Origin of the sequence: Microcoleus sp. PH2017_34_RAT_O_A, from assembly GCF_020737885.1 — a bacterium.
Taxonomy (GTDB): domain Bacteria; phylum Cyanobacteriota; class Cyanobacteriia; order Cyanobacteriales; family Microcoleaceae; genus Microcoleus.
Window position 1 is genome coordinate 1 of sequence record NZ_JAEQDD010000085.1, and the last position, 21,934, is coordinate 21,934.

Below are 21,934 nucleotides of genomic sequence, written 5' to 3' on the forward strand. Positions count from 1 at the left end.
ACGAGGTTTATACCGTTCTGCTCAGAAATCAATTCTGAATGCAGATGTTAACGGTGCGGCAAACATCATTAGGAAATCAAAAGTAGCCATAGACTCAATTATTGAGCGAGTGGGTAGCGGGTTACTGACTAACCCTTTAAGAATTAAACTTTGGGCGGATTCATCCTCCAAAGTTTGTCCTTAAGAATCCCCGCGTCTTCAGACCGGGGAGTGTCAAAGTTTCCTGAAATATATCAAAATCTTACTTAATTTATATCCAGACTGCGGGCGGTTTCCGGGCTCGCGTGCTTGGGCCAAGAAACCAGGTTTGTGGGAGTTTTGGGTTTGGTAACGAGAAATCTACAAAGAAACCGGGTTTCTAAGAGTTTTGGGTTTGGGAACGAGAAATCTGCAAAAAAACGGGGTTTCTGAGGTCAAAAAGTGCGATCGCCAGCTATATGAGTTAACCAAATAATTCGTCTCACAAACAAAAAAGCCCCGATTTCGGGGCTTTTTGCGATCGGATTGGCTTTTATTGAGAGACAGACTGGTGTTTGCTTGCCTTGTCTAGCCCGCAAACTTGTTGACGCTCAAGATAGCTTCATAACTTCTTAAGAATCGCACAGTGACGATATTTCAGTCACTGTGTTAAATAGTCACAGACTCACTTAAGCTTCGCTTTTGCGGCTTTTCCGGCCGCCTTCGCGACCAATTTGAGCCATGTGTTCCCGATTTCTGCTGACAGCTTCGCCACCTTTTTGACCGGCTTCTCTGGCTTCTTCCGAAGTAAATTCGTGTGCAGTTCCTTTCGCGTGTGCAGCTTTTCCGCCTTTGCTAGCAATTGCACGCTGTTTTTCTGCGTCCATAGATGCGAATCCACGTTTGCTTTTCTCAGCCATGACTGTCTCCTTGTTTTTTTTGCTGATTTTTTCGATCGATCCCGCCTCACCTCCCACCGTAGTTGGGACTCCCAGCTAGCGGTGAGAGGTTAGACGGTAAATTATGAAACATCATCTGACGAATGTAAACTTTGAGTTTAAGTCGCAGGATGACTGTTTCATAATTTACAAATGTGAACTAAACATAGTTCACGCCCGGGTAGTTTAGTTCAAGCCGCCAATGTTTAAGCTGATTACTGTCTTTCAATCATTCTACAAATCCCCCAACTTTTATACCTCTTTCTCAGGTATAGTCATAAAAAAAACTCGGTAAGTAAGTGGGAAACGAGCGTGACTTTAGTCCTGAGAGGGAAACGGCTCGGCGATTTCAATCGCCTTGAATCCCCTTTCGGGGTTAGGGGGGGTATGGTTGCCCCCCCTGGGGAGATATGGTTGTCTCCGAATCCCCATTTCTGGAGTAATGTTCGTGCAGACCTGGTTATAAAGGCTTGTTAGACCTGCAACACTGTAAAGCGTGACTTTAAAACTGTTTAATTGCAGATGACAGAGCCCAAAACTGGCGTCGCATTTTCCGGTGTCGTGACCTGAATAACGTCTCCTCGCGATCGAGGGGTCTGGTCAGAACAGCTTGTAATTTCTTACAAGCGAGCGTGGCGTTGATTCCCTGAGTTCCTGACTCTTTAGTTCGCTGGAAGGATGGAACCGAAAGCTGATTGGCGATACACTCAGAACATTTTTCGACTTAAGGGCCACACTTCAAAAATTCAAAGTCCAAAGAGGGATGCTTTTTTATCTTTTGACTTTTTATTTTTTTGATGCCTTCCGGGCCTGCCAGTTATCCCGATGTTAGTTGGTCTGCCGATCGAGTTGTTTCTGGCAAGCGATACCTCGGGGCGCAGTGCAGGACGTACTCGATCGCACTTATCAAGTTTACCTTATGACCGATCGATACATAAATCGGTTTTATCCCTGTTTGCGTCCTTAACGCTGCGCCTACCGTTGATCCCTCGTGCAGCAAAGGCTGCCAACAGCCCCGCTCGAACCCTACTTCTGAATGTTCTCCGATAAATCTAGTTTTGGCAACTCCGATCGTCGCAATTCCTGTCAAAACTCCCAAATGGCACGCCAGACCGAACCTGCGGGGGTGAGCTAGTCCTTGACCGTCGCATAATATCAAGTCTGGTCTCAAACTGATATTTTGTAAAGCGTCGAGGACTGCCGGCACTTCTCGAAAAGACAGGAAACCGGGAACGTAAGGAAAAGCTGTAGGACTGCGAACCACAGACTGCTGCTGTAATTGCAAGTCTGGAAAGCTCAAAACTGTTACAGCGGCCCGCGATACGCCTTCTGCACTGTCGTAGCCGACATCTACGCCTGCGACGTACCGAACTGGCGACCGTAGATTTTCGGTAATTACCTCTGACCGGAGAACATCTTGAATGACGATCGCCTCTTCAATTGTCTTCGGCCAAGGGTGTTGCTGCAACATTAGATATCTTTTTTCAACCGTTCTCATCTAACCTTAGCTTATTTTCTGCCATTTTCAAATTCTAATTTTTAACATTTGTCGCTATAAATTCAAAACTTGCCCAAGGAGTCTTTTTTTATACTCGCTTTGGGTTGGGTAAGTCCCACCAATGCCCCTTCTCTAGCAGATTTTGAAGGAGGAAGGAAGAGTTGACTGTTGACTGTTGACTGTTGACTGTTGACAGTTGACTGTTCACAGAAGTCCGATGGAAGTCGGAGGAAGGACGAAAAGCAGTTCAGTATGATAGAGATATTAATGCTGCAATAAATATTAGAAATGAAGGTTTGCGAATTCTGGCGTTAGGAACTAGCGCGAATGCCCTTGGAGGGGATGTAAGACGAAAATCTTCAGGACGTAAAAAATCTATGAAAGTTGAGGCAATCCCCATTGAATTGGGAAGCCTACACGCTTACCGCCAGGAAGCGTGTAGGTAGTTCACAGTTAAAAAAGCAACCCAAGATGCTCAAGCCCAAATTAACCGGGCTCTCATAGCAAGCAGAAGCTCAACGGTTGCAGCGACAAACTTTAACTATAGCCTTTCTCAAAAAGATGAGGTATAATTGACAGCTTATATAACCACCCAGACGTATAGGGCCTTCTTCCCAACAACGTCCGCGAATATGAGAGCTAGATCCGCTATACCTCGCCGGGAAGTCCCCCGCTATATACAGTAATCCTAAGCACTTAGCCAAGCATGAAAAAAATCTCAAACGCAAGCAAGCAACAAAAGCTAGCAAAAAAACAGAAAGGAAGTAAATCAAGAAACAAAGCTAAAAAGATTAGACCTCTTGCAAAAATAGTTAGGACGGGCTAGAAGCCCATCCCACAAAAATCTTTTTTCTTGTGGGATGGGCTTCTAGCCCGTCCCAAAATTTGGTGTACGCTCGGGTAGCTAAATCCCGTCAAGTTTTTTTGCATAAGTTATCAAGAAAACTCGTCAACGAAAACCAAGTTGTCGTAGTAGAAAATCTTAATGTCAAAGGCATGGTACGCAACCACAATTTAGCTAAAGCAATATCTGATGCTGGATGGGGAACTTTTACTAATTTCTTAGCTTACAAGCTAGAGAAAAAAGGTGGGAAGTTAGTAGGAATTGACCGATGGTTCCCCAGTTCTAAACTTTGCTCTAGCTGTTATTACCAAATTGATAAGTTGCCACTTGATATTAGAGAGTGGACTTGTCCCAATTGCGGCACTCGTCACAATCGCGATGGTAATGCAGCAACAAATATTAGAGCAGAAGGTATCAGAATGCTACAAACGGATGGAACAGCCGTTTCTGAAGAGCGGAGGGGAAGTAAGACCAACGAAAGGACGTAAGTCAGTTCGCTCGGCATTCCCCCGCGATGTTAGAAGCCTGCACTATAATCGCTTCGATAAGCGTGCGGGTATTTCAACTCCCGAAATTTTGCACTACTCAAGCGATCGAAAAATGGAACGGTCAGTTTCCGACAGTAATGGGGAGCAACGAGGCTCTACCCTTGATTAATATTACCAGAAAGAATTGGTTGAAAGCCTCTCCCTGCTCGGGAGAAATTAAAATCAAACTATTCATTACTCCAATCCTCTTCCTTCTAGGTAGAGGTCGCTCTCAAACTGTCAACTGTCAACTGTCAACTGTCAACTGTTGAAGCCTGGTCAATCTGCGACTCCTGGTAAATAAGTTGCTGCACATCCTGATTGACGGAGTGCGGGGAGAGGGGGAGAGGGGGAGAGGGGGAGAGGGGGAGAGGAAATGAGGGTTTTTTACTGTGACAGTGAAGATGCGCTTTGTGTAAATGCCGACACAGCAAGCGCAGAAAATACAACTAACAACTAACCTGAAATCCCGCTTAGTTAAAGGCAAAGATGCAATCTACGTTCGTGAGTCCTGAAAAACGTTAAAGTAAGAAGCAACTCGGAAATTGCAAAGGTTGGCTTGAAAGTTTGGCTGATGGGAAATCGGGATAACCAGTCAATTTATAATTTAGATGAAGTGGGGGACGTAGCCGATCGCGATACGGCTTCTGAAGCACTGTGGCTGCGCGATCGAGCTTTGGCTGCTACTACCAGCGGTATTATTATTGCTGACGCCAAGGCACCCGACTGTCCCATAATTTATTGCAATCCAGCATTTGAAAGGATCACAGGCTACTGCGCCGGTGAAGTCTTGGGGCGCAACTGCCGATTTTTGCAAGGCCCGGATACCGATCGCACTACAGTAGCTAAAATCCGCGAAGCCTTGCGCGAAGGCATAGCATTGCAGGTGACAATCAAAAATTATCGCAAAGACGGCACTCCTTTTTGGAACAAATTGTCGCTATCTCCCGTGCGAGACGACAGCGGTAATTTGACTCACTTCGTCGGAACTCAGTCCGACTTATCGGAACGCATCGAAGTGCAGGAAGCTTTGCAGCAAGCAAACGACCAACTGCAAACGATTTTGGAAGCAGTTCCGGGCATAGTATCTTGGATTAGCTCGGATTTGCGCTATTTGGGCGTCAACCACCACTTAGCTAAACTGCACGGTTTGTCGCCGTCGGCCTTTGTCGGTCAAGATATCGGTTTTCTGGGCGCTAGCTTGGATTTTTACTCTTTTGTGGTGGATTTTTTTGCCTGCGAGGCTACGGAAGCGGTTAAAGAACTCAGCGCTAAGGTGAAAACGGAGGGCGGACAGTCGGCGGGATATTATTTGATTGTGGCTCAAAAGTACGATCGGGGGAATGCAGCTTGTCTGGTAGGGATTGATATTACCGAGCGCAAGCGGGCAGAAGAAGCTCTGGTGCTGACTCGCAAGGCGGTGGAAAGTTCGAGCGACGCGATCGGCATCAGCGATGCCAACGGCACTCACATCTATCAAAATCAAGCGTTTTCTCAGCTATTTGAATGGGAAACGGCAGAGGAATTTAAACTCGCAGGAGGTATACCGGCAGTTTTTGCTGACCCCGCAGTCGCCTGCGAGGTTCTCGATACGATCGCCAGAGGTTATTCTTGGTCTGGTGAAATTACCAACCGCACAAAAAGCGACAAAATTTTGCAAGTGCTGCTGCGGGCCGATGCGATTAAAGACCCCACGGGGAAAATTGTCGGTCTGATTTACATGAATACCGACATTACCGATCGCAAGCGCACGGAACAAGAACTGCGACAAAGCGAAAAGCGTTTTAGATCGCTAATTGAAAATGCCAGAGACATTATTGTAATTCTCGACGACAAAGGCTTTTGCCGCTATGTCTCTCCTTCCGCCGAGCGGATTTTGGGCTACCCGACGGCGGAAGTCCTCGGCCGGTCTGTCTTTGACTTGATTCACCCCGATGAATTGCCAATGGTGGATCAAGTGTTCAAAGGTGTCATCCAAATGCCGAGAGTTGGGCTGGGATTGGCGGAATACCGGGTGCGACACAAGCAGGGTTTCTGGTGCGTGTTGGAAGCGGTGGCGACGAATTTGCTCTCGGAACCTTCGGTGCGGGGAATTGTCGTCAACTGTCACGATGTAACTGAACGCAAGGCGGCTGAAGACCAATTGTTGCACGATGCTTTGCACGACGCGCTGACGGAGTTGCCCAACCGCGCTTTGTTGACTGACAGGTTGGGCCAAGCTTTTGCACGCGTCAAACGGCATCCGAACTATCAATTTGCGGTGCTATTTCTCGATTTGGACAGGTTTAAGGTGATTAATGACAGCCAGGGACACCGCACGGGCGATCGGCTGTTGGTGGCTGTGGGCCGCCGTCTGTTGACTTGTTTGCGCCCAGGAGATACGGTGGCACGTCTGGGGGGAGATGAGTTTGTGATTTTGCTGGAGGAAATTCAAGGTGTGGATGAAGCGATCGCCCAAGCAAAGGGAATTCTGAAGGCGATCGAACGACCGCTATATTTAGAAGGTCATAAAGTTTTAATTACTGCTAGCATCGGGATTGCTATGAGTACCGACAAATATCAGTGGCCTGGAGATATTTTGCGCGATGCTGATATTGCGATGTACCGGGCAAAAGCTCTCGGTAAAGCTCGTTACGAAGTGTTTACGAGTGCAATGCACACTCGGGCTGTGGCTTTGATGCACTTAGAAAACGATTTGCGGCAGTCGATTGAAGAACTGAATTTGACATATTCGATTGTGGATTTCCCAGGTGGGGCGGCGGGGGAAAACTCGCCTGTATGTGAAATCGACTGGAAGTTGGAGCGCACGAAATCACAATTGGCTCCTCTTAAATTGGAATGTCCTTTTACTGTTTATTATCAGCCGATAGTTTGTTTGAAAAGCGGATCGGCGATCGGATTTGAGGCGCTGGTGCGCTGGCTGCACCCGGAACGCGGTTTAGTTTCCCCGATGGAATTTATTGCGATGGCGGAGGAAACTGGGTTAATTATGCCTTTGGGTTTGTGGGTTTTGAACGAAAGCTGCCGCCAAATTATTGAGTGGCAGAGTTTGAATTTGCCTGTGGGAAATTCCCGGCTGACAGTAGCAGTGAATCTTTCGGGGAGGCAGTTTTCGGAACCGGAGTCGATCGAGCAAATCAAGCAAGTGTTGCAGGAAACGGGTGTTGATGCTCGCTGTTTGAAGTTGGAGATTACTGAGACTGTGGTGATGGAAGATGGGGAAGCGGCGGCGGCGATGCTTTCGCAGTTAAGGGAGTTGGGGATTGGGCTGTGCATTGATGATTTTGGTACTGGTTATTCGTCTCTGAGTTATTTGCACAAATTCCCGATTAATATTTTGAAGGTCGATCGCTCTTTTGTCAGTCGCATCGGAGCAGCGGGCGAGAATTTGGAAATCGTGCGGGCGATCGTCATGCTGGCGCGCAGTTTGGGGATGGAGGTAGTCGCAGAAGGTGTCGAAACCGCCGTGCAATTGGCTCAACTGCGGGCGATCGGCTGCGAGTACGGTCAGGGGTACTTTTTCTCTAAACCTCTCAACAGTGAGGCTGCTACGGCCTTATTGAGGCGATCGCCCAAATGGTAATCCGATCTACAATAGTTAGTAGGGTGCGTCAGTCTGCAAACGCTCGATCGTCGCCCTATAACTTCACGCCTGAAAATTGGATCTGAAGCCTCCCCGTGTAGGGGGAAATCAAACAAAATGATTCATTGCTCCAATCCTCTTCTATCGATGGAAGAGGTAGCTGTCAACTGTCAACTGTCAACTGTCAACTGATGAACTGACGCACCCTACAAACTTACTCATACCAAAACCTATGTCTCAATCAATCGCCCCAGTTTTAGAAGAAAAAGAAGTTGATAATTCTCCAACTTTAACCTTTGAAGAATACAGAGTTTATCAAGGAGATCCTGATGTACAATACGAACTGTACAAAGGCAAACTAATACCAATGGCAACGGCGAGCGCATTACATACAAGCATCTGCGAATATTTGGTTTACAAGTTGCAGCGTTATCTCGCTGAACACAATCTCGATTTAGTAGTAAAAACTTCTGTAGGAGTGAGAACAGAAAATGCTACATCTTGCATTCCCGATGTACTTGTCTGCACTCAAAGTTTGTGGGAACAAATACTTGCCCAGCCTGGTTCAGGCATCCTTGACTTAGGAGAAACACCGCTATTAGTAGTAGAGGTAGTGAGTGAAAATCGACGGGCAGATTACATGATTAAACGAGCACAGTATGAATTAGCGAATGTGCCAGAATATTGCATTGTTGACCCTAAATGTGGGAAGCAAAAAATCAGAATCTTAGCATTTATTGAAGGTGAAGATGGTTACACGCATACAGATTTCTTTCCGGGTGAGGAAATTATATCTGTAGTATTTCCAGATTTGGTTTTATCAGTGGATGAAATACTGAATCCACCATTGGTGGAGGAGTTAGTGAAGGCAGAACGAGTTCGATTACAGGAATCACAGCAACAAGCTGTAATGGAACGTCAACGCGCTGATGAGGAGCGTCAACGCGCTGATGAGCAGCGTCAACGCGCTGATGAGGAGCGTCAACGCGCTGATGAGGAGCGTCAACTCGCCCAGCAGCAGAGTCAACGCGCTCAAGAGGAATGTCAACGTGCTGACAAATTGTCAGCGAGGTTGCGGGAATTGGGAGTAGATCCTGATACTGTCATTTAAATTTAATTTAATCATAAATACTCGCTGAGGTCACAAAGATATGTCTCAATCAATCACGCCAGTTTTGACAGACCAACAAGTTGATGATTCACCCACATTAACCTTTGAAGAATACCGATTTTATAAAGTCGATGACGAGGTAAAACATGAACTGCACAGAGGTGAATTAATACCAATAGCAATGCCTACAATTCTACACATAAATATTTGTGAGTATTTGGTTTATAAATTGCAGCGTCACCTAGCTGAAAACAATCTTGATTTAGTAGTCAAAAGAAATTTGGGAGTCAGAACCGAAGAAAGTTCATCCCGCATCCCTGATATAGTTGTTTGCACTCAAAGTCTTTTAGAACAAGTTGCTGCTCGACCCGGAGGGGCCGTCCTTGACTTTGATGAAACGCCTTTATTATTAATAGAAGTCGTTGGCAAAGATCGACGCGCAGATTATATACTTAAACGAGGAGAGTACGAACAAGCTAACGTGCCGGAATATTGCATAGTTGATCCGACAGAAAACAGACAGCGGGTGCGAGTTATAGCAGTTCCCGAAGGTGATGAGGTTTATTCACAGGTAGATTACTTGCCGGGTGAGGACATAGTATCTGTAGTATTTCCTAATTTGAGATTATCAGTGGATGAAATACTGTCTCCGCCATTGGTGGAAAGGTTAATTAAAGAAGAACAAAGGCGGTTGCAGGAACTTAAACAAGCTGCAATGGAACGTCTAGATTTTCAAGAGGAACGTCAGCGCGTTGAAAAATTGGCGGCTAAGTTGCGGGAGTTGGGAGTAGATCCTGATACTGTTTAAAGAGTTGAAATAGTGGCAATAGCCTCAATTCTACCTCAATCATCTAATAACAAATCACGCAGGAAATAAAAGCGATCGCGCCCCAAACTATCTCCTTTAATTCGCCCTGCATAACCTGTCAGCGGAGAAGAAAGTTCTACTAAAATTTCGTGCAACTCTTCACGGGACAATTGCTTGGGTGGGTTAGACATTGAAAACGCACCGCTCAAAGAATCAACGCTGGCTCTTTTAGAACCTGTAGTTTCTAAATACTTTTTCAGAATAGAAAGAACGTGCGATCGCACTTTAAGCTTTTCCCGCACATCGTCAATATAGCGATTAACCTTAGCATCGGCTTCCTCACCAAACGGCTGTTGTTCCAAACAAGGTTTTAACTGTAATAGATCGATCGAACCTGGTTGCTTAGCTTTGAGTTCAACTAATCTTTGCAATGTTTCCGGGCGAATTACATTCATGTGGTTTCCGATAGCAGTTTTGTTAGCGTGTCTATTTAACTGACCAGCGGCCATAATTATCTTAATACAGCAGTTGTATTGTTCCTGAAGATGCTTGTGTCCTAACTTGATAAGTTGCGCGGGCGTTCCATCAGCTACGGTTTCACTTTTGGTAGCTTTGCATTCTCCCACTACCTGATAGGGAGTTTCACAGTAGAAATCTAATCCGCCAGCGCCCCCGGTTGATTCGGGATCGAGACTGGCTTCTGGTTTGTGGTTAGAATTTCCGAAACCTAGCTTGATAAAACCTTTGCGGACTAATTTTTCAAAGCCATTACCGTCGCTAGAGTTGCCGATTTGTGCGATCGTTTTAATCCAATCTAAGTCAATATCGGGTTTTGATGTTGGTGAATTTTCTGACCAACCTAAAAATATTTTGATTTCTGCGTCTAGTTGTTTGGCTTTTGGGTTGGTGGTGGATAAATGCACTAATGCACTTTGCAACTCTTCCAATTCTGGATGTTCGGGAGGCTCTAGTTTTTCCAGCTTTTGACGGCATTTAGCAAAGATAGACTGGCTCAACACAGGCGTTGAATCAGTAACATTTAGGGATTTTGACAAAGATACAAAATTGCCACTAGATTGCACTGGTATTTCAAACGGCTGAGGTAGCAGATAGACGCGAAGATAAGCTAGAAAAAGATAAGGTTTTTCTAGGACAGTTTGCTGTAATGCCTCTGTTGTCCAGACTGTTAACTGCGACAAAGCCTCTAATGATTCAGGATCGTTCAGCATTTGGCACAATTCGCACCTAGCCCAAGCTGTTATCAAAACCGTTTCAGAATTTAACTGAGCAAGTGCCTTTTGAGCAATGGGCAAAAAGTGCGATCGATAATGTCGATCGCCAGATAGCAAATCAACCGAAAGATTGGCTGGATACAAAGCAAATGTCCGCCCCGGATTCAGAAACATCCGAGGCATAGCTACAATCATTCGTCCTTGGATTAAAGCCTCAATATCTGGGTTTGGTAAAGCCAGAGCTGTTTGAAGCAAAATTGATTTGCTCATTGTTAACTAAATAGGTCACTTAGATCTCCATCATCTGTATCATCACTGCTGGGAGGGTTGAAAATGTCTTCTAAAAGTAGGTTTTCATCTTCATCGTCAACCGCAGGCATTTCACCGGAAGGATCGCTCAAAATTTCCCGCAATAAAAGATTCTCAAAAGTGAGCTGTTTCTGAGATATGAAATCCCAAACTTGGTCTTCTGTTAAATTGTAATCTCGGCATTTTTTACAAACAGCACGGACAGCGAGTAATGGTTTGATTTGATCTTCAATCAAATACACCACCTCACCGCCTTTTTCAAATGAGACGAGTTCTTCTAGTAGCTTGTAGGCTTTAGAATTCTTCTTGATCGTCTCTATTTTTGATTGGGAACGCACTAAACAACCGCGCGTCAAATCAAAGGTTTGATAATCAATTAAGCGCTTTAATCCAGCAACTAATTCAGATTGAGAAGATTGGAGAATCGCAACACCAATCTTGATAGCTCTTCCGTTTTCAGTACCAATTATCTTGAATTTTATCCACTCCGCATTTTTTGCTTTGGGTTTAATCTCTGCGGTAATTTCATCAACTGTTACCTTGTCAATCGTCTGACCTTTCAATGTTTCAAAGCCAAAGTAAATAGCCTTAGCAATTGTGGAATTATCCTCCATATACTCTCGGATGTCTGCCTCAAGTTCCTTGGTTAAAGCCAACTCAAACCTCTCAACTGGATCTTCTGGAAGTTCAGGTACTGGAGGTATAAAAACTTGAAAATTCTCGGCACACCATGTCAAAGCTTCCCGTACCGTTGGCTTACCTCTGCCATATTCTCTCAGTTGACTTTCTTCAAATGGGTAGACCGGATGATGAGGGTTTAAATTCCTGATTTGATAAAAATCTTGTAACCACAATTGGACTAAATCGACTAAAGAATCGCCGTTCAAATATTTTAAATCGATTGGTTTCCGCTGCGTGTATGTTGAAAGTCGATCGGGTATGCCACCAGACATTACGTTAACAGTATCTGTCCACGTATACGGCATCATTACTGTGATAATAACTAAACCTTGACTGAGTTCTGATTGTTCGAGAGTATCGTACAAACGCTTAACAAGATCGGCAATTACCTGCGGTGTTGTCAAGCCATCATCTCTACAACTTGTATTTACATCTATTTCATCAAAACAAATGATTATAGGACGGTAGTAACTCACCAAATTTAAAATTTTCTGGACATTGTTAAGAGATTCTACTTCTCTATCCTGATTAGTCTTGCCGGAATTAGTCGGCAATCCTAGTTCCTCAGCTTTAGATTTATCTAACTCTTCACCAGACAACCATTTGATAGCAAAAGGTGTTTCAGTTTCTGATAATGTCCACAAAACAGCTCGAACAATATAAGGGTCTACATTTGATCTTCTCCTAAGAAATTGCTTGGTTAGGGCTTTCATGTAATTTTTATTTTTAGTAGCCCAACTAGCACATACTTGATCAAATTGATCGAGTAGTTTTTGAGTAGAAAGATTTGGTGTAGCAGCATTCATAGCTTTAAAACATTCGTTAACCATTGCTGCTGCTATTTCCTGGCATTGCATGACACCTTCGTTACTTATGCGACTTAAACTGTTAACTAAAGTTTGCTGAAATTGGTATTTTATCAAGTTTAAGTCTGTGTAATTATTAACACTTGCATAAACGAATAAAGCATTACCATTGCTTTCTAGCCTGTGGCGAGTACGATTCAAAATGTGGCTTTTCCCCACTCCCATTGAAGCAGTTAATACCAGTGAAGTCACCTTTTCTTGACTAGATTGACTTGTCTTTACTTTTTCAACTGCCTGAAAAATTGCATCGGAAGCATGAGCATTTAGAGTCGGAAGATCGGGGAACCCTTTCCCCCAAATATCTTGCTCTTTGACAATGCCAGCTTTGCTAAATGGATTGTGATTTTGAATTGCAGCATTCAGGGCTTCTATCGGGGAAACTGGTATATTGTTCATGGTTATCGGGTGTGAGGTAACGAACTACAAAAAGATTGAGAACAATTTTATGGATTTAAGCGCTTGGCGTAGTAACGCAATGTACCACCAGGAATGATGATTGAGTCTTCACGTTTATCTGGGGTGATGTCTGGCGTTTCCCCTGCCATTAGCTGAAAAATGTCATTAGCCTGCATTTCCAACAGCCACTCATTGAACTCCGATCGCCCAACTCTTTCCCCGATCGCCCGTCGCATCCGATAAATCGGCACTAAATCGTCTAAGTTATAATCCCGGTTCAAGCTGTCATACACATCGATCGCCACAGCCTTAAAATCGTCATAGGAGGCGATCGCCCCTGCATCCTTTTTCCCCGTCTCCACAGCAACACTCGCCGCACCATCCTGATGCCGAATCCACTTCAGCAGAGCATTTCCCAGCCGAGTACCGATTTGAGAACCATCAAACTCAAACAGAGAATCCCGACTTTTCAAGCCCTGCGCTAAAACCTCTTTCCCCTTCGCGCTCAACTCCACCCGCGTCACCCGATTTACCAGCGAATACTCGATCGCCCCAGATTCCTGCAACTGGGCGAGCACTTCCAGATACCTCTGACTCGTCTCATTAGTACGCACAATCCGCTTCGTCAAATCCCCCTTTTTAACCGGAATCTGACCGCCACCCAAATCCCACAAATTCAGCAATACCCGAACTTTCGCCTTCGCATCCCAAACCGCTTGCTCTTCCGGTGTCAAAGTTTTAGACACAGCAATTTCATTTTTCTCAGACATATCCATACCTTTAAATCCCTATTGTTAGTATCAAATCTTACCAGAAATTTTGTTAAAAAACATCTCAACTTCTCAGCAAAATAGCGCGCGAGACCGCGCACAACCCATGCAAACTTCATTTTAAAATAATTGGCATTGACTAAAATTTGAGTATTTGATACAATGACTGATTGGACAATCGATCGCACTTCAAAATATCTACACTCAATAAGAGCGATCGTACATTTCCATCAAAACAATCGGAATCAACCCCACTTACCAGAAAGAATTGGTTTAAAGCCCCAAGCCCGGGAGAAATTAAAATCAGACGATTCATTATTCCAATCCTCGGACTTCCAGGTAGAGCTCGCCCTCCGAAGTCAACTGTCAACTGTCAACTGTCAACTGTCAACTGAAAACTTAGCAACCTCAGCAAATATAGCGATCCGAACCACAGTCAACCACGAGCAATTCAGATTAACTGCGACTTTAGTTCAATCCCCAATTCAGCCTTTAGAAAGACGAATTCAACCGAAACATCTTGTTACATTGCAATCAAAGCATTGAAGAGAATTTTACCCATGAAAACTATTCCAGACCAAATTGCAGACATCAAAGAAAAACTGCCAGATTTGACTCCCACCCCTCCCAGTTTAAAAGCCCAAGTATCCAGCCACGACCTCAAAGCCCGCTTAGATTGGGGCGAACCCGGACTCACAATCATCGATACCCGCGACTTTGAAAGCTTCGACAAAAGTCGCATTACCGGCGCCGTACCAATGCCAATGGACGAATTAGTCGATCGAGCAAAAGCCAGCCTAGAACCCGTTCGCGACATCTACATCTACGCCGAAACCGACGAACAAACAGCAGAAGCCGCCAATCTTCTGCGCGCAGCAGGCTTTAGAAAAGTCGCCGAACTAAAAGGCGGAATTCCAGCTTGGAAAGCCATCGACGGCCCCATCGACGGCGCTCTAGAACACGGTAATCCCGGCCCCGCCGCCTACAATGTTTTCGCTCGCCTGCAACATCACGCCAAAGCCCAGAAAATTAACAAATAATCTCACAGAAAACCTAGATACCCGACTTCTTCAAGAAGTCGGGTATCTAACAGAACAATTTGTTTCTAGTAATAACTTCAGTGGGTGCATCTCATTTTGGCGAATATATCCGTAGGGGCGAAGCATGACCGCAGAAAATAGGAGATTATAACTAATAACTTATATGCGGTCATGCTTCGCCCTCTTCAAAAGTGAGATGCACCCACTTCAGTCCTTAGCGAATAAAAGTTTTAAGATAGGACTAAAGTCCTTACTACAAACTTAATTATGGGTAGATAAGGAGATTTGATATTAACTCTTTTTTTTGCCGTCCAAAAAAGCTTTAACTTCCCTCAAGATTTGCCGATTCCCATCAAAAGTAATCTGCTTGACTGCATCCTCAAAAGAACTCCAAGCATGATTCTGAACTTCCTCTACTTGCAACTGAACTTCCATTGAATTTACAAAAGCCAAAAAGTAAGTAACAGTCTTTTCAATTGATTCCCCTTCCTTAGCAGAGGAATAATGTTGCACAGAACTAGGCTTCCCTTCCTTAACAAAGGAATAACTTTCCACAAAACTAGGCTCCTCAACCACTTCACAATCGCGGATGCCAGTTTCCTCCTCAAACTCCCGCTTCGCCGTTTCTAGCGCAGATTCCCCCGGATTCGCGTGACCTTTAGGAAACGCCCAATGTCCGGCTTGATGTTGAATCAACAAAAACAAACTATCAGTTTCAGTCGCAAAAACTGGCACAATGCCAAAAGCTTCATCTTTCATATTTTTTCTCTTTGCTATTAATAACTAATCGGAATCTTCTCTTAGTCCACGCAGGTGGACTTCGTTTGTGTAGACGCGATTTCCAATCGCCGGGAATTTGTGGTTTAAACTATAATTCCCATCCCAACCGAGTTGGCTGTTCGTAAAGCCGCTTCAAAGTATTAACATCCCTCGCAGAAATAGCCGGAGGATTCCGCACCTGAGAAAAATAAAGCACATCAGTTTCCAGCAAACTGTGGCCCCAAATCCCCAAAGCGTGCCCCAACTCATGCCGCGCCGTCGCCGGAACATACTTACCCACTTGATTCGGATTCAAATAAACCGCAAACCGATGAGATAAAACAGTTTTATCCCCGTCCCGACGATTGTACAACTCATAGGTGGATTCCCCCGATCGCGATCGCAAAAGCCCTTGACGCAAAGGCGGAGCCTGACGTAAAATTCTAATATCAGCCGCCTCAGAACTATCCACGACTTGCAAAGGCAAATAAACCCCCCATTCCCGCACAACACCCAACACCGCTGCTATCCATTCTTCAGACTTATTCCCCTCAACCGGACGCTCCACATACACCTGAATCGGGAACTTCGACCATAGCAAATGACCGACATTTGGCTGTTTAATGCGATCGAAATAATCGCCGCTATTAGTTGCATCTTGCCAATTAGCCAGCGTTGGTGGTAAAGGATGAACCTGTGGAGAGGGCCAAGTATTTGGGAGAGGAGAAAGAGAAAGACTCGCCGCCGGAGCATTAACCTGAGTAAAAATTATGAGACTAAAACAACATAAAGCCAATCCCAAACCAGCCAGCAATCGAGCTTTTATCGAAACTTTCCACAACCGCATTTTTCAGACCGCAGATACACACAAATAAGCGCAGATGAATACAAATTATATCAACTTCATCTGCGTTAATCTGTGTTTATCTGCCTACATCTGCGGTTAAAAATCCTAATCTTACAACTTAGGAGTCAACCAACCAGCACTCAAAATAATAGTCAAACCCATAAACACAATAGACAGACCCCAAGTAATCCGATTGAGAGTTGTTTCCGCACTCTTAGCGCTGGTAAATAATTGAGCTTGTCCGCCAATTCCTCCAATGCCATCGCCTTTAGGACTGTGGAGCAATACAAAAACCACAAGTCCTAAAGCAGACAAAGACCAGATAACTTGTAACACAGAAACAATATTCATAATTTGGGCTAATTGGTAATTAGTAATCGGTAATTCATTATCATATCAAATTTAGTCGATCGCACACAACCGGGCAGTCGAGGCCCGATCCCCTAAATCATCCTTAAAAAGCAGGGGGGTTTTATAGTCAGGAGAGAGATAGGTACGTAGTTGGGCTTTAGCCCTCTTTGTATATATGTCTAAAGAGGGCTGAAGCCCAACTACGTACCTTGCCTAACCCTACCTACCTGTAGCCCAGACTTCCTAAAGCCGCACCCGCACCGGAGTGCGATTAGCCCGAACTTCAAATTCAGCAGCTTGAATCATAGACTTTCCAGTCATCTCCGGGGGCTGAGGCAACCTCAACAGCTCCAAAATCGTCGGCGCCACATCGGCCAAACAGCCGTCCGCCCTGAGAGCAACATTCCCTCCGTGACCTGGAATTTTCAGACCTTCGCCTTCTATTAGAATAAAGGGCACCGGGTTAGTAGTGTGAGCCGTCCAAGGATTCCCGTTCTCGTCGAACATCACCTCAGCATTTCCGTGGTCAGCAATAATAATTGCCGTTCCCCCAGCTTGGGAAATCCCGGTCAACAGCCGCCCCAAACATTTATCCACAGTTTGAACCGCAATTATCGTCGCATCCAGCATCCCCGTATGACCAACCATATCCGGGTTAGCGTAGTTAAGCACCACAAACGAATAAATCCGCTTGGACAAAGCCTCCAGCGCCACATCCGTCACCTCAGCGGCCGACATCTCCGGCGCCTCATCGTAAGTCGCCACCATCGGACTCTGCACCATTTCGCGGTCTTCCCCCTCAAAAGGCTCTTCCAGACCCCCATTAAAAAAATAAGTCACGTGAGCGTACTTTTCAGTTTCCGCTGTCCGCAACTGTCGCAAACCGTGCTTAGAAATCACCTCACCCAGAATATTGTTCAAATTCTGGGGTTCAAAAGCCACCAGTACCGACGACAGTTTGGGGTCGTACTGAGTAAAACTCGCAAAGGTCAGCGGCTCAATTAACTGCCGTTCAAAGCCCTTAAAATCTGGCGCTACAAAAGCCTGAGTCAACTCTCTAGCCCTGTCCGGTCGAAAATTGAAGAAAATCATCCCATCCCCGGATGCCACCGCTCCCGGGGCAATGCGAGTCGGAACTGCAAACTCGTCGGTTACTCCTTCAGCATAGGAGGCCTGCAACACATCAACTGCCGATCGACCATCAGGTGCGCCCTCAACCGTCATTACCTCATAAGCGCGGCTCACCCGATCCCAGCGTTTGTCTCTGTCCATCGCGTAATAGCGGCCGCTGATGGTAGCAATCCGACCCACTCCTACTTGTTTGATATAACCTTCTATCTTGCTGAGAGCTTCTACACCCTCTTTCGGAGTAGTATCGCGGCCGTCTGTAATCGCGTGGATGCAAACTTCAGAAATTCCCTGTGCTTTTGCTAGCTGTAGCAAACCCAAAATGTGACTCAGGTGCGAGTGTACCCCACCCTCGGAACAAAGACCGGTCAGGTGTAACTTGCCGCCCCGACGGCGCACTTCCTCGCAAAGTTTAACCAGCGCCCGGTTGTCGAGCAAAGAACCATCTTCGACAGCATCCGAGATTCGCACTAACTCTTGAGGAACCACGCGGCCGGCGCCGAGATTTAAGTGACCGACTTCCGAGTTGCCCATTTGCCCGTCTGGAAGCCCTACCGCCCGACCTGATGTGTTAATCAGAGTTCTGGGATAAGCTGCCCAGAGACTGTCCATCACGGGTGTTTTCGCTAAGGCGATCGCATTTCCGTCTTTTTCTTCACGATAACCCCAGCCATCTAGAATAATCAGCACTACAGGAGATACAGACGTTTGTGCCATGCCAATACCCTATTTACAATAATTAATTTCTCGATCGTCATTATTGCCGATTTTGCGGAACATCTTCCGCTCATATATTTTGTACAGCGGCCCAACAACACGAACAATAATTCCCCCAGCCACAGCATTTTGGAAACTAATTTCCACCCGATCGGCAAATTGTCTAATTGATTGCCTTGACTTGAACTCTGAATCCACCGTTGGATACTGTTACTCGATAGCGCCAACAGTGGCCGTGCTTTGACAGCCGGATTTTCCCGGATTGTTCAACGGTAAACTGCTCTGGAAACACTCAAAACAATACCACACTTGGTCGTATTTTGCTAGTGGCTCAAAAAATAAATTAAACAGCCTTGACCGGGCTGCGAATAACTTTAACAGTATGCAAATAAAAATTGGTTTCTGAATTGTCTCAGTTTCAGCGGACATAAAACTCTACAACATCTTTTTTGATTTTCACATCGTAATTGCCAAAGAAATCGTGACCGAGGAGACCAATTTCCATTTGTTTGGCGATCGCCACTTCGACATTTTGGATGGCAGCACCCCCAACCCGAATCGATCGCACCAAACCAATGGGGAACTCGACAATGCTACCGTCAGCGATCCCCGCTCTCCCAGTGCCCACTTGCCTCACTCCCAGTGCAGTAGCCATCCGCTGAGTAATTAAAGTGCCGCTCGCCCCGGTATCGACAATCATTTCAAAAGTCTTGTTACCGTTAAATACCACATCAATCACAGGTGTCCCACCCGCGCGGCGCTTGATTTTCGCTTGAAATACCTTTTGATTCCCACCAGAGGCTGGTTGATTGGCTGGCGGTTGGGCACCAGGATTTGGGGTGCCCCTGCGAAACTGAGAATACACATTGCCACTTCTGGCTTCCGAGGCTGCTGTTAAAGTGCGATTCCCTTCGGGATAGCTCCGCCGCGCGTGCTGCTGGGAACTCACAAGTGGCACCAATGCCATCACCTTTGTTTCTGGCTGATGTGAATGAGCATTCACATTGCCGCTTCCCACCGATCCCAGACCTACCAAAATAGCCACAGAAACAATGCCCGATCGCCAAATCCGTTTCAAAATCACTTTTGCCACCATAACCATGCCCTAATTAGTTAAATATGTGCAAGAACCACCACCATTGATATCCTAACCTGCTCTTGAAAACCCAGGGCCCACCTCAATATCAAATCGTCCGGAAAACTTGGCAATTTAAAAGCGATCGCATACCATCAAACCAGGTAAACTGAAAAGCGGCAAATGGCAGCAACTGCAATTGCCATTTGGATCACTTAAAAGTCAGGCGTTTGGGGACGATCGGTAATGCGTAAACTTTTATATTTTGCAACTATAGGAATGCTGGCTTTCTCGATCGGGGGATGCGGCGGCGACGGGGGTGGCGACACAGCCAGTCCCACTCCTAGTCCTAGTATCAGTCCGGGTGCAACACCAGGGGCACCAGCAGCCAACGCTCCCGGAACGACCGGGGGTGTGGCAAGTCCCACACCAGGAGCTCAGACATTCCCCTCTCCAGTAGTAGCGGCCCAGCCCCCCGGCTTGATCCGATCGACAAACCCTGACGATCGCGCCAGACAAGCTCAAGCAGACATTGATGGCAAAAAGACAGCCCCAAGGGCAATTCCACAGACATCTGTCCCCGGCCAAGCAAATGACCCATTCTCAGTCCTTCCCCCTCAACCACTCAAAACAGACGGTGGCGGGACAGCGGGCAACGAACTCCCCAACCTCCCAGTCAGACAAGTTCCAAGTCTGCCCAAGCTGCCAGACGAGAGAAACCCACCTCGGTGGACGCCAGTACCGGGATCGAAAAGGGCACCGGGCGGCGGCACAGTTGCCGAACTTCCCAAAGCTCAAAGCCCCGCACAGGTGTCAAGTCTTCCCAACCTGCCGCTAACCCCCGTACCCCAATGGCGGCCGCCAATTTCAGCGCGTCCCCAAGCAGCTCCCGGACGCCCCGGAGCGAGACCAGCAGGCTCCCCAAACGTCGCAGGAAATCCGCCGTCAATACCGGGCATTCCAGCAGGCTCAACCGGCGGCACCGGACGCCCCGGATCCAGACCGGCAGGTGCCCCAAACGTTGCGGGAAATCCGGCATCAATACCGGGAGTGCCTTCTATACCGGGCTTCCCAACAGGCAGCACCGGCGGTACCGGTACCAGACCAGGACGCCCCGGAGCCAGACCAGCAGGTTCCCCAGATATAGCAGGAGCTCCGGCATCATCAATACCGGGAGTTCCCTCTATACCGGGCTTCCCAAGAGGCACGACGGCAGGCCCCCAAGGGACGCGACGACCGGCCCAGACACCGGGACGGCCAGGAGCAACACCGGGACGCCCGCCAGCGATCGCCGCCCGCCCGCCCGGCCCGCCCCGCCCTCCCAACATTCCCAATATCGCCACCAGAGAATTGCCCGGTCTGCCCAAGCTGCCGGAATTAACACCGCCGCCCTCGTGGCAAGACCCGAATCCACCACCACCCCCCGCACCACCACCGCCACCGCCTTCGACAGACAATGCCAAAGGAGTTGAAGTTAGTGGCGTAGTCAGAGTTGGTAATGACATACTGGTAATTGTGAAAGCACCTAACGAGCCAACAAGTCGATATATCAAAGTAGGACAGCGGATTGCCAGCGGGCAGGTGCTAATCAAACGGGTTGATTTCAAATCAGGAGCCGATCCGATTGTGGTTCTAGAAGAAAACGGTGTAGAGGTTTCTAAAATTGTGGGAGAAAAATCTCCCCGAGTTGCCCAGAACCCAATTTAATGCAAAATTTAGCTCAATCCTTAGAAAAAAAATTGAGAACCGTCATGCTTCGCTCAATTAAACAACTCGGAATATTCATGTTGGTTGGCACGGGGGTAGGATGCCTCTCACTGCTAGCCAATACTAAATCGTCATTGGCGGCGCCAGCAGCAGAACAAAAGCGCCCTCCGGTTTGCGAAGGCTCTCCCCCGAACGGTAGAGTCAAGTGCAACTACGAAAATGGCGACAATTATGAAGGAACTTTCGTCAACGGCAGACCTCAGGGACAAGGAATATACGTATACTCCAAGGGCGATCGCTATGAAGGACAGTTTCGTAACGGCGTGCCCAACGGTCAAGGCACATTCCTGTTCGCCAACGATGACCGCATGGTAGGAGAGTTCCGCAACGGTCTGATCGTTAGGGGAGAAGCTATTTTTGCCACGGGCGATCGCTACAGAGGAACATTTGAAATTGTTCAACAAGTAGGTGGCAGCGCTCCAAGCAGTCAGCCACACGGTCAAGGGCAATTTATCTTTGCCACGGGCGATCGCTACGCCGGACAATTTTTCGCAGGAAACCCATTTGGTCGCGGAGTGTTTACTCGATCGGACGGCACTCGCTGCGACGGTCAGTTTTTCAACGAAAAGCTAGACGGTAAAGGTAGTTGCAGTTTCCCCAACGGCGTTCGCTACGAAGGCGAATTTCGTAAGGGATTGCCTCACGGTAGAGGCGTAATTACAGATGCTAAAGGTAGACGCTTTTCTGGAGAGTTTCGGGCAGGCAAGCGCGTTCAACCTTGAATCTCGC

General features: G+C 46.7%; 18 protein-coding genes and 3 pseudogenes. 10 read left to right on the forward strand and 11 right to left on the reverse strand.

The annotated features are described in order from the left end of the window. Positions 1 to 184, forward strand: a pseudogene (locus JGK11_RS24550) (RNA-guided endonuclease TnpB family protein); the annotation flags it as partial. A 463-nt stretch (positions 185 to 647) separates the two neighbouring features. Here the strand turns inward: JGK11_RS24550 and JGK11_RS24555 are convergent. Together JGK11_RS24555 and nfi are read right to left on the reverse strand one after the other, a co-directional pair. Continuing rightward, positions 648 to 878: a KGG domain-containing protein gene (locus tag JGK11_RS24555; RefSeq protein ID WP_293149797.1), complete on the reverse strand. Its 231-nt coding sequence runs from the start codon at positions 876 to 878 to the stop codon at positions 648 to 650. Positions 879 to 1,713: 835 nt separating this feature from the next. After that, positions 1,714 to 2,367 carry a deoxyribonuclease V gene (nfi, locus tag JGK11_RS24560; RefSeq protein WP_293186801.1) on the reverse strand — a complete coding sequence of 218 codons (654 nt, stop codon included), beginning with the start codon at positions 2,365 to 2,367 and terminating at the stop codon, positions 1,714 to 1,716. A gap of 278 nt (positions 2,368 to 2,645) precedes the next feature. Here nfi and JGK11_RS24565 point away from each other — a divergent pair. The 5 genes and pseudogenes from JGK11_RS24565 to JGK11_RS24585 all read left to right on the forward strand — a co-directional run. Continuing rightward, a pseudogene (locus tag JGK11_RS24565) lies at positions 2,646 to 2,840 on the forward strand (hypothetical protein); the annotation flags it as partial. Positions 2,841 to 3,054: 214 nt separating this feature from the next. After that, positions 3,055 to 3,730 (forward strand): annotated as a pseudogene (locus JGK11_RS24570) (RNA-guided endonuclease TnpB family protein); the annotation flags it as partial. 609 nt (positions 3,731 to 4,339) lie between these two features. Continuing rightward, positions 4,340 to 7,348: a bifunctional diguanylate cyclase/phosphodiesterase gene (locus JGK11_RS24575; protein ID WP_293186800.1), complete on the forward strand. Its 3,009-nt coding sequence runs from the start codon at positions 4,340 to 4,342 to the stop codon at positions 7,346 to 7,348. A gap of 232 nt (positions 7,349 to 7,580) precedes the next feature. After that, complete coding sequence (locus tag JGK11_RS24580) at positions 7,581 to 8,459, forward strand: Uma2 family endonuclease (protein WP_293186799.1); 879 nt, start codon at positions 7,581 to 7,583, stop codon at positions 8,457 to 8,459. A 40-nt stretch (positions 8,460 to 8,499) separates the two neighbouring features. After that, complete coding sequence (locus tag JGK11_RS24585) at positions 8,500 to 9,267, forward strand: Uma2 family endonuclease (RefSeq protein ID WP_293186798.1); 768 nt, start codon at positions 8,500 to 8,502, stop codon at positions 9,265 to 9,267. Between the two features lie 35 nt (positions 9,268 to 9,302). On the opposite strand, the gene JGK11_RS24590 is transcribed toward JGK11_RS24585, so the two are convergent. Genes JGK11_RS24590 through JGK11_RS24600 form a run of 3 tightly spaced genes read right to left on the reverse strand, consistent with a single transcriptional unit; the run spans position 9,303 to position 13,521 of the window. Further along, positions 9,303 to 10,769 (reverse strand): DUF1802 family protein, encoded by a 1,467-nt coding sequence (locus JGK11_RS24590; RefSeq protein WP_293213212.1) that lies wholly within the window; start codon positions 10,767 to 10,769, stop codon positions 9,303 to 9,305. Positions 10,770 to 10,771: 2 nt separating this feature from the next. Beyond that, complete coding sequence (locus JGK11_RS24595) at positions 10,772 to 12,751, reverse strand: P-loop NTPase fold protein (RefSeq protein ID WP_293213214.1); 1,980 nt, start codon at positions 12,749 to 12,751, stop codon at positions 10,772 to 10,774. A gap of 47 nt (positions 12,752 to 12,798) precedes the next feature. Further along, positions 12,799 to 13,521 (reverse strand): hypothetical protein, encoded by a 723-nt coding sequence (locus JGK11_RS24600; RefSeq protein ID WP_293213216.1) that lies wholly within the window; start codon positions 13,519 to 13,521, stop codon positions 12,799 to 12,801. 162 nt (positions 13,522 to 13,683) lie between these two features. On the opposite strand from JGK11_RS24600, the gene JGK11_RS24605 reads away from it, so the two are divergent. Continuing rightward, positions 13,684 to 14,067 (forward strand): hypothetical protein, encoded by a 384-nt coding sequence (locus tag JGK11_RS24605; protein ID WP_293208530.1) that lies wholly within the window; start codon positions 13,684 to 13,686, stop codon positions 14,065 to 14,067. Between the two features lie 14 nt (positions 14,068 to 14,081). Beyond that, the gene (locus JGK11_RS24610) at positions 14,082 to 14,561 is read left to right on the forward strand and encodes a rhodanese-like domain-containing protein (RefSeq protein WP_293208533.1); all 480 of its coding nucleotides are present in this window, start codon (positions 14,082 to 14,084) and stop codon (positions 14,559 to 14,561) included. A 291-nt stretch (positions 14,562 to 14,852) separates the two neighbouring features. Here the strand turns inward: JGK11_RS24610 and JGK11_RS24615 are convergent, their stop codons facing one another. From JGK11_RS24615 to JGK11_RS24640, 6 genes are all read right to left on the reverse strand, one after another. Next, on the reverse strand, positions 14,853 to 15,320 hold the full coding sequence (locus JGK11_RS24615; RefSeq protein ID WP_293186792.1) for an NUDIX domain-containing protein: 468 nt from the start codon (positions 15,318 to 15,320) through the stop codon (positions 14,853 to 14,855). Between the two features lie 109 nt (positions 15,321 to 15,429). Next, entirely contained in the window at positions 15,430 to 16,167 is a 738-nt protein-coding gene (locus JGK11_RS24620; protein ID WP_293208536.1) for a peptidase, read from the reverse strand. 111 nt (positions 16,168 to 16,278) lie between these two features. Next, positions 16,279 to 16,518, reverse strand: a complete 240-nt coding sequence (secG, locus tag JGK11_RS24625) for a preprotein translocase subunit SecG (protein ID WP_293155559.1) — start codon at positions 16,516 to 16,518, stop codon at positions 16,279 to 16,281. Between the two features lie 243 nt (positions 16,519 to 16,761). Then, the gene (gene gpmI, locus JGK11_RS24630; RefSeq protein ID WP_293198475.1) at positions 16,762 to 18,363 is read right to left on the reverse strand and encodes a 2,3-bisphosphoglycerate-independent phosphoglycerate mutase; all 1,602 of its coding nucleotides are present in this window, start codon (positions 18,361 to 18,363) and stop codon (positions 16,762 to 16,764) included. 9 nt (positions 18,364 to 18,372) lie between these two features. Next, the gene (locus JGK11_RS24635) at positions 18,373 to 18,561 is read right to left on the reverse strand and encodes a hypothetical protein (RefSeq protein WP_293186789.1); all 189 of its coding nucleotides are present in this window, start codon (positions 18,559 to 18,561) and stop codon (positions 18,373 to 18,375) included. Positions 18,562 to 18,781: 220 nt separating this feature from the next. After that, positions 18,782 to 19,459, reverse strand: a complete 678-nt coding sequence (locus JGK11_RS24640; protein WP_293213218.1) for a retropepsin-like aspartic protease — start codon at positions 19,457 to 19,459, stop codon at positions 18,782 to 18,784. A gap of 225 nt (positions 19,460 to 19,684) precedes the next feature. Between JGK11_RS24640 and JGK11_RS24645 the strand changes: the two genes are divergently transcribed. Both JGK11_RS24645 and JGK11_RS24650 read left to right on the forward strand, forming a co-directional pair. Next, the gene (locus JGK11_RS24645) at positions 19,685 to 21,145 is read left to right on the forward strand and encodes a hypothetical protein (protein ID WP_293198478.1); all 1,461 of its coding nucleotides are present in this window, start codon (positions 19,685 to 19,687) and stop codon (positions 21,143 to 21,145) included. Continuing rightward, entirely contained in the window at positions 21,145 to 21,927 is a 783-nt protein-coding gene (locus JGK11_RS24650; RefSeq protein WP_293186786.1) for an MORN motif-containing protein, read from the forward strand. Before JGK11_RS24645 ends, JGK11_RS24650 begins: the two co-directional genes overlap by 1 nt. The last annotated feature ends 7 nt before the right edge of the window (positions 21,928 to 21,934 follow it).